Below are 14,044 nucleotides of genomic sequence, written 5' to 3' on the forward strand. Positions count from 1 at the left end.
TCTAGAAGCGATGTTAATCAGCTGCATTAATTTCTGCAGCATAAATAATTATACAGAGGTTTTTCAATGTCAGCTCCAAATTCAGGAACTAACCCGGCACCGCTCGGTTTATGCGGTTTTGCACTTACCACTTTTTTACTTAGCTTAATCAATAATGGCACATTTAGTGGCGATAATGTTGGTTTAGTATTAGCAATGGGATTTGCCTTTGGTGGCACAGCTCAGATGATTGCAGGTATGTTTGAATTCTCAAAAGGTAATACTTTTGGCTTTACCGCTTTCACTAGTTATGGTGCATTCTGGTGGTCTTTTGCCTTATTTAAAGTATTCTTTGCAGAAACTGTCTCACACGAATTTGTGGGCTGGTACTTAATTGCTTGGGGAACATTTACATTAATGATGTTTATTGGTACTTTAGCAAAAGCACGTGCGTTACAAGCGATTTTCCTAAGCTTAACTATTACATTCTACTTATTAGCTGCAGGCGATTTTACCCATAACAGTACCATTACCCACATCGGTGGTAACTTTGGTTTATTAACTGCATTTTTAGCATTCTACTTGGCAGCTGCTGATATTATCAATGAAAGCTTTGGCAGAACTGTTTTACCAATCGGTGAGCCAAAAGCATAATTTCATTATATGCTCTATCAAAAAGGCTGAATACATTTTGTATTCAGCCTTTTGTTTGCAAAATTCCAATTAAAAATAATCGCTTGTTAGTAATGTTTACTATTCTTGGGTTTTCTCTACTTCAATTTTTGCCATTGAACCTTGAATAGTGTGTTGTACTTCGATTGAAATTAAGCTGCGTAACAGAGATTCTGTTTCTTTTACTTTATCAATCACAAGATTATCATCACTATCAAAATAACCTTGAGCTTTCAAACTTGCACTAAAGGTTGAGAAAATTGCTTTATCAAAAAATTCTGGAGCGTTAATACCGTGCAATACAGATAAACGCTGAGCCACAGAACTGCTCTCTTTCTCCAATGCTACTCGGCTAATTTCAGGCTGCTCAAGTAAAACACTTAAACTAATATAGTAACGTTGTAAAATCTCACGTATGCCAGCTGAATGTAGTTGCAATGTACGAATATGCGGGCGATTAATCATCAACATATCGCTTTCATTTTTAATGATGCCCTGCCGTGTAAATTCAGCAATAATCGCTTCAATTTGTTTACTTACTTCTTCTTGTTTGAAGTGCAAGAATAATTCAGCCTGCAAAAACGGATAAATACGATTGACCGATTGAAGCACTAAATCTTTTGAAATTGCCTCATAATGAAGCACAATACTTGCAACTAAAGAAGGCAGTACAAACAAATGTTGCACGTTATTGCGATAATAAGTCATTAAAACCGCAGACTCTCTATCTAAGCGGACAAGTTCGCCAAAGCTATCTTTCTCGATTGAAACACCAGAACGAGGTAATTGGATAACGTGTTGTAACAACTCTTCTGCACTTTCTTCAGGTAGCGTCATATCTTCAGAATAAGGTACATTTTTAAATAGCTGAATATAACTTTCTAACTGCTCGATTACTTGTTCACGAGATAATGCTCGTTGGCGAGAAGCTAATAAAGCAGAACCAACTAAATTTTTTGCATTAACCGCCGCCGCTTTATTGATATTGACCATTACTTGATGAGCCACATTATCAACTGCCTCATTCAACCATTTTGGGCGATTATCTTCAGAATGCTCTTTCCATTCTGGGTAATATTGATTTAGGTAGTTATTTACCTGAATCGGCTCGCCAAAATTTACATAGCCTTGCCCTAAATTTTTCAGTTTCTTAATCACTCGCAACACTAAGCCTGCATTTTCTTTTTCTTTTGCAGCACCTCGTAATTCTTTAGCATAAGTATCAACTTCAAGCACGTGCTCATACCCGATATAAACTGGTACAATGCTTAATGGTCGATTTAAGCCACGTTGTAATGCCTGTAAGGTCATCGACATCATACCAGTTTTAGGTTGCAATAAACGACCAGTGCGAGAGCGTCCACCCTCAATAAAATATTCAACCGAATAACCACGATAGAATAATTCCGCTAAATATTCACGGAAAATCGTAGAATATAAACGGTTTCCCTTAAAGGTACGGCGAATGAAAAATGCCCCCCAACTGCGGAAAATCGGACCTGCTGGCCAGAAATTTAAGTTAATTCCCGCTGCAATATGTGGCGGTACTAGTCCTTGATGATAAAGCAGATAAGACAATAACAAATAGTCCATATGGCTACGGTGGCAAGGCACATAAACTATTTCGTGTCCCTCAAGAGCTAATTTACGCACTCGATCACCATTTTGCACATTAATTCCTTGATAAAGCTTATTCCATAACCAACTCAATACTCTATCTGCCATTCGCAAACTTTCGTGTTTTACATCAGCTGCAATCTCGTGAATAATTTTTTCTGCTTCTTTACGGGCTTTTTCTGGAGAAGACTTTTTCGCTTCTTCTGCAATCGCTGCTTGAATAACCTCAGAATTTAAAATCTTATTAAACATCGCTTCACGATTTGGTAAACGAGGCCCCATTGCCGAATAACGTAGTTTTGAGAAGTGAATTTTTGCAACTCTTGCCACTTTTTGTGCGATTTTTTCATCTGCACCGTGTTCTGTTGCCATATAACGCAACGAAACTGCCTGTGAAAAACGAACAAAGTTATCACGACCAAACCAGATCATAGACATAAAGCGTTGGAATGAAGTTAAGACCTGCAAATGTCTCGCATCTTCTTTACCTGGAGCCCTCCCCCACAACACAGAAACAGGTACGAGTTGTACATCTAAATCTGCATTTTCACGGTGTAAATCTAAATAACGATAGAAAATAGATTCTGTTTCGCTTTTTGCTCCTTTTGATTTGAAGAAACGACGCCCTTCATCTAAAAAAACGAAACGAGGCAAGCTTTGCCCTCCAATCACATTTCCTTGTAATGGATCAGGTAAATTTAGGGCAGCACAGTTTTTTTTCAGAATAAGTAAATCTGTTTGCGAAGTATATGGCAACACATAAACAATAGGTTGCTCAAGGTTTAGCCCCAATTCATTAATAGGATCGGTCGGAATAGCACGAGATTTAACCAATAATGAGAGTGGCAGATTTAGAAAGCTTCGATAAATATTTAATAAGCCAGACATATTAATATTCCTTTAGAATAGTTATTGTTGGAGGTCTAACCTCTAAGTGTCGGCATTCTATCATAAATTTTTATAAATTTTTGTGAAATTATTGGTTACAAAACAGAAAATACTGTATATACTATCAATATTTTCTGTATATAAAGACAGTGAGGATATATTCAAATGCGTAAACATTTAACTGTACGTCAGCAAGAAATCTTTGATTTTGTAAAAAGCCACATAGAAACAACTGGTATGCCGCCTACTCGGGTGGAAATAGCTCGTGAAATTGGCTTTAAATCGCCAAATGCAGCAGAAGAACACTTAAAAGCCTTAGCTCGCAAAGGTTACATTGAAATGTTATCTGGCACGTCTCGTGGAATTCGTATTTTAGTAAATGATGAGCCAGAAGCAGCAAACGATGAAGATGAAGGTTTACCTCTTATTGGCAAAGTTGCCGCTGGCACACCAATCTTAGCTGTTGAGCATGTTGAAAATCATTACCCGGTAAATGGGGAGATGTTTAGCCCAACTGCCGATTATTTATTGAAAGTAAACGGTAATTCAATGGAAAAAATAGGTATTTTAGATGGCGATTTATTAGCGGTACATAAAACAAACTCTGCACGTAATGGGCAAGTGGTTGTTGCACGAGTTAATGATGAAGTAACGGTTAAACGTTTAGAGAAAAAAGGGGATTTAATTTACCTTCACCCAGAAAATGATGAGTTAAAACCCATTATTGTTAATCCTAGCCAAGAATATATTGAGATTGAGGGTATCGCAGTAGGTGTTATCCGTAGCAATGCTTGGATGTAATCTTTCACAAGCGGTTACTTTTTTGTAAAATTTTGCAAAAAAATAACCGCTTGTTTGTTTTTCTATGAAATTATCTACCTTCTCTCACACCGAACAAGACCTGCTCGCCAAAGCTCAATGGCTGGCAGGTTTTACCTTAGGCGAAATTGCCAAAATGCTTAATATTCCTGTTCCTGCTGATTTAAAACGAGATAAAGGCTGGGTGGGAACATTGATTGAAACGGCATTAGGGGCAAAAGCCGGTAGTAAAGCCGAGCAGGATTTTGCCCATTTAGGCATTGAACTAAAAACCATTCCTATAAATCAAAAAGGTTTACCGCTTGAAACCACCTTTGTGAGCCTTGCCCCTCTCACTCAAAATAATGGCATTACTTGGCAAAGTTCTCACGTTAGGCATAAACTTTCCCGTGTGTTATGGATTCCTGTTGAGGGCGAAAGGAAAATTCCATTGAGCGAACGTCATATTGGGCAACCTATTTTATGGTCTCCCACGCCAGAACAAGAATTTAAATTGCAACAAGACTGGGAAGAGCTGATGGAAATGATAGTATTAGGTAAACATCACGAAATTAATGCAACTTTTGGCGAAGTGTTACAGTTAAGACCGAAAGGCAGAAATAACCGTTCTCTTGCTCCTGCAATCAATGCCAAAGGGGAACTAGTACAATCTTTACCACTTGGTTTTTATTTAAGAAAACAATTTACGGCAGAAATCTTACAGCATTTTATCAACGCAAATTATTAATTTATAATCGTTACAATTATTTATAAGCCATAAGGCTACCTACTTATTAGAGAAGAAAATGTTACTTATTGATATTAAAGATAAAGAATTAACCCAGGAAGAAGTCGAAATTCTAGAGCACCCTCTTGTATCCGGCTTGATTTTATTTAGCCGTAATTTTTACGATAAAGCTCAAGTGCAAGCATTAATCAAAGATATTCGTCATCGTGTTAAAAAGCCTCTTTTAATTACCGTCGATCAAGAAGGCGGACGAGTGCAACGTTTCCGTGATGGTTTTACTAAATTACCGGCAATGCAAGCTTTTTTACAACTTGCAACCAACCAAGCACAAGCGATGCAACTTGCCAAAGAATCTGGCTGGTTGATGGCAGCGGAGATGTTTGCGTTAGATATTGACCTTAGTTTTGCTCCAGTTCTGGATTTAGGGCATAAATGTAAAGCGATTGGCGACCGCTCATTCGGCCAAGAACCTGCAACAATATTACCTATCGCCGAAGCCTTTATTGACGGTATGCTGGAAATGGGAATGGCGACCACAGGTAAACATTTCCCTGGGCACGGACACGTTTTAGCCGATTCGCATTTAGAAACCCCGTTTGATGCTCGCTCGCAAGAAGTTATTTTTAAGCACGATATTATCCCTTTTAAAGAGTTAATCAATAAAGGGAAATTATCGGCTATTATGCCTGCTCACGTAGTTTACACTCAGTGCGATAGCCAGCCTGCCAGTGGCTCAAGTTATTGGTTAAAAGAGGTTTTACGCAAACAGTTAAACTTTAATGGTGTGATTTTCTCTGATGATTTAGGAATGAAAGGAGCCGGCTTTATGGGCGATTTTGTAGAACGCTCTGAAAAAGCCATTCACGCTGGTTGTGATTTATTACTTCTTTGCAACGAACCAGAAGGTGTTATTCAAGTGTTAGACGGCTTGAAATACCAGCCAACTGCGACTCAAAAAGAACGCTATTTATCACTAATGAAACGCAAAAATATAAGTTGGAAAGAGCTTGAAAGCAATTCTCGCTATCAGCAAGCACAACTTGAATTAACCGCATTACAAAATAATTGGTTGGAATGGAAAGAAGCTAATGCCTAATATGCTTACTTGTGCCCACTTTCAAGCAGGGAATTGCACTTCTTGCCAATGGATTGAAAAACCTTACTCCGTTCAAGTAGCGGAAAAAGAAGCGGATCTCAAGCGGTTAATTTCGCCTTTTATTTTGCAAAATATAACCGAAATTCAACCGCTTGTTTATTCCGACATTTCTCATTTTCGCAATAAAGCCAAAATGGTGGTGTTGGGTAGTGTAGAACGCCCCATTCTCGGTATTCTTAAAGAGCAAGCCGACCCACAAAGCGGAGTGGATTTAACCGATTGTGCTCTTTACCCTCACACATTTAAAACCTTATTCCCCATTTTAAAAGATTTTATCGGGCGGGCAGGTTTAGTACCTTACAATATCGCAAAGAAAAAAGGCGAGCTAAAATATATTTTGATTACACAAAGCCAATATAATCAATCGGTTATGTTACGTTTTGTGGTAAGAAGCGAAGCAAAACGGGCATTAGTTGAGCGAGAGTTACCCAAATTATTAGAAAAACTCCCTGCTCAATCAGTTGTTAGCCTAAATATTCAACCTCAACACGCTGCCGTATTAGAGGGAGAAACAGAAATTTTCCTAACCGAACAAACCACGTTAGAAGAACATTTTAATGGGGTGCCTCTTTTTATTCGTCCACAAGGCTTTTTCCAAACGAATCCGCAAGTCGCAAGCAAGCTTTATCATACCGCTCAACAGTGGGTTGCGGAGCTACCGATTAAGAAAATGTGGGATCTATTCTGTGGTGTTGGGGGCTTTGGGCTACATTGTGCAAAAACATTAAGCAACAAAAATCCAGATTTTGAATTAACCGGCATTGAAATTTCTGCCTCTGCGATTGCAAGTGCCACAAAATCCACCGAAAAATTAGGATTAAAAAATGTCAAATTTGCCTCGCTAGATTCCGCTCAATTTGCTTTAAATGAACAGGGAGAAACACCCGATTTAGTGGTGGTGAACCCACCTCGACGTGGCATTGGCAAGCCGTTAGCGGAATTTTTAAACGATCTTGGTTCGCCTTATTTAATTTATTCAAGTTGTAATGCCAATTCAATGGCGAAAGATTTCGAATCACTTACCAATTACAACTTAATGAAAGTGCAACTGTTTGATATGTTTCCGCACACTTCACATTATGAAGTGCTTACCTTTTTAATCAAAAAATAACCATTACAAGCGGTAAGATTTTTGCCGTTTTTTACAAATATTGCTATAATCTCGGGCGAATTTAGGCTTAGATCAAATTAGTGATAAATTATCTAACACGAATGATAATTTTTAAAAGACAAAAGTGAAAAATCGCTTTAGTATATACCTATTCTTTTTTTCTATTAACTCTCACATTAGAGGATATCAACAATGGCTAAAATTGTTAAAGTAATTGGTCGTGAAATCATCGACTCTCGTGGTAACCCAACAGTAGAAGCTGAAGTTCACTTAGAAGGTGGCTTTGTAGGTTTAGCAGCTGCTCCATCAGGTGCATCTACAGGTTCACGTGAAGCATTAGAATTACGTGATGGCGATAAATCACGTTTCTTAGGTAAAGGTGTGTTAAAAGCTGTTTCTGCTGTAAACAACGAAATTGCAAAAGCAATCGAAGGCAAAGAAGGTACTAATCAAGCTGAAATCGACCAAATTATGATCGATTTAGACGGTACAGAAAACAAATCTAAATTTGGTGCAAACGCAATCTTAGCAGTTTCATTAGCAACAGCTAAAGCAGCTGCAGCATCAAAAGGCTTACCATTATATGCTTACATCGCTGAATTAAACGGCACTCCGGGCGTTTACTCTATGCCATTACCAATGATGAACATCATTAACGGTGGCGAACACGCTGACAACAACGTTGATATTCAAGAATTTATGATTCAACCGGTTGGTGCTTCAACATTAAAAGAAGCATTACGTATCGGTGCTGAAGTATTCCACAATCTTGCTAAAGTATTAAAAGCGAAAGGCTTAAATACAGCAGTGGGTGATGAAGGTGGTTTCGCTCCAAACCTAGCATCAAATGCAGACGCTTTAGCGTGTATCAAAGAAGCAGTTGAAAAAGCAGGTTATGTGTTAGGTAAAGACGTTACTTTAGCAATGGACTGTGCATCATCTGAGTTCTACGATAAAGAACGCAATGTGTACGATATGAAAGGCGAAGGTAAAACATTCACTTCTCAAGAGTTCACTCACTACTTAGAAGGTTTATGTAAAGAGTACCCAATCGTGTCTATCGAAGATGGTCAAGACGAATCAGACTGGGAAGGTTTTGCATACCAAACTAAAGTATTAGGCGATAAAGTTCAATTAGTAGGCGACGATTTATTCGTAACTAATACTAAGATCTTAAGCCGTGGTATCGAAAACGGGATCGCAAACTCAATCTTAATCAAATTCAACCAAATCGGTTCTTTAACTGAAACCTTAGCAGCAATCAAAATGGCGAAAGATGCAGGCTACACAGCAGTAATCTCTCACCGTTCTGGCGAAACTGAAGATGCAACAATCGCAGATTTAGCGGTTGGTACAGCAGCAGGTCAAATCAAAACTGGTTCAATGAGCCGTTCAGACCGTGTTGCTAAATACAACCAATTAATCCGTATTGAAGAAGCATTAGAACGTGCTGGTACACCGGCTCCGTTCAACGGTTTAAAAGAAGTTAAAGGTCAAGCGTAATTCTTGATATTTAATCTTAATCCCACTGAGCAATCAGTGGGATTTTTCTATCTAATAAGCCAAATTATTTAAGGATATTGAATGCTATACTCTGTTCTAACCGACCAAATTTTATTAAATGAACCATACCGTAATGGTGCTCACTCTACTCAGCACGAACATTTAGTCGTGATGTTTGAAATTGATGGCGAGACTGGCTATTTCTATGCAATGGACTTACACCAAACGGAACAACCTGTCGTTGATAGTTTATTTGTCTTTCGTATTAGTGATATTGAACAAAACTCCTTACACGAGCCACGTCGTTTAGAAATCTGTTGGAGTGAAGATGGCTACCAAGCCTTTTTATTGATTAACAGCTACCCGCACGCTGTTTTTGATTTCCGCCAATTTGTCGGTTATAACCACACAAAATTCCCTCACCCTGAACTTGGCAGTATGTGGGTACATAAAGAAACCACAAAAGAACTAGTTGAAAAGTGGTTAGGGTAAAACTCTGCTTGTTATAATATTGAGCTAACACTCGAACACTGATTCATACGAAACCAGTAGGATTCACCATACAAGGAATAAAGTTGCAAAATTTCGGCGAAAATTAACCGCTTGTAATGTGAAGATTATCCAAGCATTGCGTCATTATTGCTATTGATTCTACAAAAAATAGCCCCAATAAGGGGCTAACATAATTTATACCAATAAAGTTTATTGCAGTAGGCATTAAAAGTTAATTAAAGATAACCGGCAACCTTAAATAAAATAGCTTGTTTTGCTGTTGTTAAATCATTTTGCTGGCTAGATTTTTCTAGTGAAGAAATTAATCGATTAATTTGCCCTGAACGAACGATCATCGTGTCCATTTCACGAGCATTATCTTGTCCTTCATAACGATCGATCATACTTTCTTTTACTGTTCTTTTTGCATTTTTTGCTAATTGTGATGCTTCATTAACCAATGTTTGAAATTGACCAAAATCTTGTGTACTTTTTAATTCTGCTAAGTGATTTTTTAACTGTGCTGAATAATAGTCATAGTTGTTTTTACGTACTTCTGTTAATTTATAAGTTTTCCCTTCAATATCAACAAAACGTTCAACTGTTGCCGCATTCGCTACTGTTACAGATAAAGTTGCACTAAGTAAAGCTGTTGTCATTAATGTATTTAATTTCATTTGAATAATCCTTCTATGTATTTTTTAGTGTTATATTTTGATTCAAACGACATCATTGTCGTTGATGGAATGCATTATAAAGATTAAAAATAAAATGATAATACACTAAAAAATTGATAGACTATTAACCTCAAGTTACTAATGAGGTAGAAAATGTTAAAACGTGAAAATTATAATGACCTTTATGCCTTTCTTATTGTGGCAACAGAAAAGAGTTTTAGCAAAGCTGCTGCAAAATTAAATGTGTCCTCTCCTGCACTCAGTAAAACAATTCGCTTACTGGAAGCAAGACTTGGGTTACAACTCTTTTTTCGTACAACTCGGCAAGTTTCATTAACCCAAGCCGGACAACAGCTATTTCGCACAGCAGAAAAAAGTTTTAGCAAGCTTAATCAAGAACTGGATTTATTGGCACATTATAGGGAATCGCCAAGTGGACTTGTAAGAATTAACGCAGCTTTACAAACGGTAGAACGTATTTTAATTCCCAAATTAGCACACTTCAAAGAGAAATATCCTGATATTCAGCTTGAATTAACAGGCGATAATCAATTTGTAGATATTATTAGTAAAGGATTTGATGCAGGTATAAGACTGGGCAGAAATGTTGATGAGGGAATGGTTGCAGTCAAAATTAGTACAGAAATGAAAATTGCTGTTGTTGCTAGCCCTGATTATTTTGCCACTCACGGATTCCCTAAAACGCTTGATGAATTACCTCAACACCAATGTTTAGGCTTTCGTTTAAATAATGGAGCAATTTATGAATGGGAATTTGAACAAGATGGCAAACCAATTACGATAACACCAAATTGCCAATGGATTTTTACAGATTCTCAATCAATAAAAACTGCGGCACTTCATCATTTAGGTATTGCCTATTTACCAGAAAATATCATTGAAGATGAATTAGCTAGCGGTAAATTAATTTCAATTTTTAGCGAAAATTGTTTAATTTTCCCCCCACTTTATCTCTATTATCCGCATCGTAATGTTTCTCCTGCATTACGAGTCGTTATTGATACATTAAAGGTATAAATAAACAAAAACTATCTAAATTTACCAACCAATAGGTATTTTTTATGAACTTTTTAAAACTGGGCTAGTCCATAATTATGAGTGCTCAATATTTTAATTAATAAATCTCATAGCAAAAACAAGGAGAACTCTATGAACTTAACACTAGTTAAAGAAATTCAAGCAAAGCAGGCTTACCCAAGTGTAACTATTACTTTACCGACATATCGTACTTCTCCAGATAATGAAAAAGATCCGATTCGTTTAAAAAATTTAGTGCAAGATGCGATTAACCGCCTTGAAAGCGAATTTGGAAAACGTGAATCACTACAAATTGTTGAAGAAATTCAACGTTTAGCCGATGAGGTAGATCACCAACATAACCTAGATGGTTTAGTTATTTTTGTTAGTAATGAGTTTAGTGCTTCTTATAAATTACCATTCCGTTTACCTGAACGTGTAAGTATTGAAGATAATTTCTTAACCCGTGATTTAGTTTATGCAATGAACCGTAGTCCTGTTTATTTGCTAGCAGTGCTGAGTGAAAATGGAACTCGTCTATTTACGGGTAACAAAGATATGCTTGATGAAGTGCAAGAGTATGGTTTCCCATTCTCTCTTGAAGGTGTAACCGCAAATGCAAGCCCAGGTCAAGACATTAGTCAAGTAAATGATCGTATTGTTACCGACCATATGAGAAAAATTGGTGATGCATTAAATGAAGCAAGAAAAGAAATTGATGCTCCAATTATTGTTGTAGGTGTTGATCGCAACATCGGACATTTCCGTGATGGAGCTAGCAATAGTGATGATGTAATGCTTTATATTCATAGCGGGCTAAGTGATGAAAATGAACACGAACTAGCTAAAAACATTTGGCCACAAATTAAAGATGCTCTTAATGAAGAACGTAAGAAAATCTTTGATGAAGTAGGTGCCGCAAAAGGTAATAACCGCTTTGTCGGAGGCTTAAATGAGGTATGGCAAGCTTGTTTAGATGGACGTGTAGAAACCCTCGTTGTTGAAGAAGATCTACATATAGCCGCAGAAGTAAGTGCAGATGGTCGTAAACTAAGCAGACTAGAATCAGGCTTCCAGCAAACTGAAAACACTTACGAAGATATTGTTGATGAAATGATTGAAAAAGTTATTGCCGCTTCAGGCCGAGTGAAATTTGTAGATAACAATGCTTTAAATGAAATCAATCCTGAAGGATTAGTCGCTATTACACGTTATTAATTCCTCTCATTAAAATCCCCTAGCTTGATGCTAGGGGATTTTTTATACCTAATTCTCTGTTTTTATCTATCAGCTATTTTTACTTATCTAACTGCATTGGTAAGAATAAACTCAATGGTTTTTTGCGTAAAATTTTCAGCATACAAATGAAAATATCCCACCAACTATCAATTTTTGCATTTAATGAACGTAATGCAAGCCATAGGGTTAGAGAGAAACTCACAATTAAATTAACCAAACCAATTAATAGCACAAAGCCCACACCTTTCCATAAAATTTCCCAACCTAAAGAACCGCTTACTACCGCATAACCTAAATTTGCAGAAGAAAAGGCTACGTGGCGAATATCTAAAGGTAAAGAGAGTAAATAACCAATCACACCAGTTATGCCTAGCAACATACCAAAGGAAAGATTCCCCATAATAGAGCCATAACTATCGTGAATATAATCAGCAAAACCGTTCCGACATTTTTCTGTCATTACCAATTTCAAACAAGGGTGCTGACGTAACCGCATTCGGCTATTCAAATAATTGCTACGATTATCAAAATAACCAGAGATAATGCCAGCTAAGAATAACCAAACACCCGCAATGGCCGCATACCACAAAGTGCCTTTGGTTGGATCTATTGCTGAAAGCTGATAAGAAATACTTTCCTCATCTAATAACGGCATACCAAAATGTTGAAAATAATAGTAAGCTATTGTAGCTGCAACACTTATTGCAATCAGCACATTACCGATAACTGCGATACTTTGTGAACGGAATACATCAATCAGCAACTGTGCCAATTTCATATTTCTGCTTTGTGGATTGTGCGGATTACGTTCCACCGCCTCAGCAAAACGAGCGGCAGTCATTGCCGGCTGTTTAGTTGCCACTGTGCAGTGCAACATAAAAATCAAGGTAAAACCTAAACCATAATTAAGCCCTTCGGCAAGCCCGAGCCAAACTTTATCCTCAATCTGTGTACCTAGATAAATTTTAAATAGTGCCATCAGAGCAATAATCACACCACCGCCGGCTGCAGAAAAGAACATTGAAAAATACTCTTTTTTATTGCGAGTAATATAATGCTCACCATGATCGCTGGTATTTTGGGTAATAGTACGAGAAAGCATTCCCACGCTTTGTTTCATTAAATCCGCAAGGCTATGTTGATGTACTGCAGAAATTGCAATATCGCCAACCAACCTCAATAAATGTGATAACGCTAAATTAGGCTTTGAGAAAATATGTAATAAAATGCCTAGTCGCTCAAGTGTCTGCTTTAAGCGTTCCAATAAATGAGCCACCGCTAAAGAAGAACCGGCTTCCGCTCCTCTTTTTCTTAAACGCTCAACTAATTTTAAGCTTTGCGAATACATCACTTCGAGATGTTTTTTCTCAAATTCTTGCTCTTGTCTATGTGCATTTAGCCAATGAAAAACCTCTCGCTGTAATGCAACAAAAGGCGAATCTCTATCTAATAAAATCGGATCTAAACGCATTAATTCAGGTTCTAACTCTTCTGCCGCCACCCAAACCGCCAACATTTCAATCGCTAATAGCCCTTCTTGACGCAAATGTGTAAATAAACGCTCTCGCTCATTTTTCGGCGTATATTTTGCAAGTAAATTAAACAAACTACGCCATTCATTTAACGAAACCTCATTTATCCATAACTCATCATTACTATCGTTAAATAATAAATAAAATACATCACGCAAGTCGTTTTTATCTTTAAAACTCGGGTTAAATTTATCGTATAAACGATTTTTAAATCCTTGGCTAAACCCTTCTCGCCCTAAGATCCCAGTACTAACAAAAAGTGGATACAATCTTAAGCTACAGATCCAACGAGCTAATAACGAAGATACTTGTTGGGCAAGCGTTTCGTTTTCTGCTAACGTTTTTAAAAATAATTTTAGCTTTTCTCTTACTTCTGTTGGCGAAGAACTACGAAACCATTCGCAAACACCATCCAATAATTCAAAAGCATTTTGTTGTTCTATTTTTTGAGTAATAAAATTCTGTAATTCTGTCTGATCTGAATTTTTTTTAAGCATTTTTGTTTTTATATAACCTAGAAATTTGATAAAAAATGAGAACCCACATCTCACTTATTTTGTTTAAATAAGAATGAACTACTCTATTTGCAGTCTT

12 protein-coding genes are annotated in these 14,044 nt (G+C 37.2%); 9 read left to right on the forward strand and 3 right to left on the reverse strand.

What is annotated here, in order from left to right:
• Positions 1-66 precede the first annotated feature (66 nt).
• A complete protein-coding gene (locus PTQ27_RS07990) occupies positions 67-633 on the forward strand; it encodes an acetate uptake transporter (RefSeq protein ID WP_273748043.1) in 567 nt (188 codons plus the stop codon).
• Between the two features lie 99 nt (positions 634-732).
• On the opposite strand, the gene plsB is transcribed toward PTQ27_RS07990, so the two are convergent.
• The gene (gene plsB / locus PTQ27_RS07995) at positions 733-3,156 is read right to left on the reverse strand and encodes a glycerol-3-phosphate 1-O-acyltransferase PlsB (protein WP_273748044.1); all 2,424 of its coding nucleotides are present in this window, start codon (positions 3,154-3,156) and stop codon (positions 733-735) included.
• Between the two features lie 165 nt (positions 3,157-3,321).
• Between plsB and lexA the strand changes: the two genes are divergently transcribed.
• From lexA to PTQ27_RS08025, 6 genes are all read left to right on the forward strand, one after another.
• On the forward strand, positions 3,322-3,957 hold the full coding sequence (gene lexA, locus PTQ27_RS08000; RefSeq protein WP_273748045.1) for a transcriptional repressor LexA: 636 nt from the start codon (positions 3,322-3,324) through the stop codon (positions 3,955-3,957).
• A 64-nt stretch (positions 3,958-4,021) separates the two neighbouring features.
• Positions 4,022-4,702 carry a DNA mismatch repair endonuclease MutH gene (gene mutH, locus PTQ27_RS08005; RefSeq protein WP_273748046.1) on the forward strand — a complete coding sequence of 227 codons (681 nt, stop codon included), beginning with the start codon at positions 4,022-4,024 and terminating at the stop codon, positions 4,700-4,702.
• Between the two features lie 58 nt (positions 4,703-4,760).
• A complete protein-coding gene (gene nagZ, locus PTQ27_RS08010) occupies positions 4,761-5,798 on the forward strand; it encodes a beta-N-acetylhexosaminidase (protein ID WP_273748047.1) in 1,038 nt (345 codons plus the stop codon).
• A 1-nt stretch (position 5,799) separates the two neighbouring features.
• Complete coding sequence (gene rlmC, locus PTQ27_RS08015) at positions 5,800-6,969, forward strand: 23S rRNA (uracil(747)-C(5))-methyltransferase RlmC (protein ID WP_434802837.1); 1,170 nt, start codon at positions 5,800-5,802, stop codon at positions 6,967-6,969.
• A gap of 192 nt (positions 6,970-7,161) precedes the next feature.
• Positions 7,162-8,472 carry a phosphopyruvate hydratase gene (eno, locus tag PTQ27_RS08020; RefSeq protein WP_273748049.1) on the forward strand — a complete coding sequence of 437 codons (1,311 nt, stop codon included), beginning with the start codon at positions 7,162-7,164 and terminating at the stop codon, positions 8,470-8,472.
• Between the two features lie 81 nt (positions 8,473-8,553).
• Positions 8,554-8,964 (forward strand): DUF2251 domain-containing protein, encoded by a 411-nt coding sequence (locus tag PTQ27_RS08025; RefSeq protein ID WP_273748050.1) that lies wholly within the window; start codon positions 8,554-8,556, stop codon positions 8,962-8,964.
• 236 nt (positions 8,965-9,200) lie between these two features.
• Here the strand turns inward: PTQ27_RS08025 and PTQ27_RS08030 are convergent, their stop codons facing one another.
• Entirely contained in the window at positions 9,201-9,641 is a 441-nt protein-coding gene (locus PTQ27_RS08030; RefSeq protein WP_273748051.1) for a hypothetical protein, read from the reverse strand.
• A gap of 153 nt (positions 9,642-9,794) precedes the next feature.
• Between PTQ27_RS08030 and PTQ27_RS08035 the strand changes: the two genes are divergently transcribed.
• Together PTQ27_RS08035 and PTQ27_RS08040 are read left to right on the forward strand one after the other, a co-directional pair.
• A complete protein-coding gene (locus PTQ27_RS08035) occupies positions 9,795-10,679 on the forward strand; it encodes a LysR family transcriptional regulator (RefSeq protein WP_273748052.1) in 885 nt (294 codons plus the stop codon).
• 132 nt (positions 10,680-10,811) lie between these two features.
• Entirely contained in the window at positions 10,812-11,897 is a 1,086-nt protein-coding gene (locus PTQ27_RS08040) for an AOC03_06830 family ribosome hibernation factor (RefSeq protein ID WP_273748053.1), read from the forward strand.
• A gap of 79 nt (positions 11,898-11,976) precedes the next feature.
• Here the strand turns inward: PTQ27_RS08040 and PTQ27_RS08045 are convergent, their stop codons facing one another.
• Positions 11,977-13,947, reverse strand: coding sequence for a site-specific recombinase (locus tag PTQ27_RS08045; protein ID WP_273748054.1), 1,971 nt, complete (start codon positions 13,945-13,947; stop codon positions 11,977-11,979).
• Positions 13,948-14,044: the final 97 nt, after the last annotated feature.

It is taken from the genome of Mannheimia cairinae (assembly GCF_028649535.1).
GTDB lineage: Bacteria > Pseudomonadota > Gammaproteobacteria > Enterobacterales > Pasteurellaceae > Mannheimia > Mannheimia cairinae.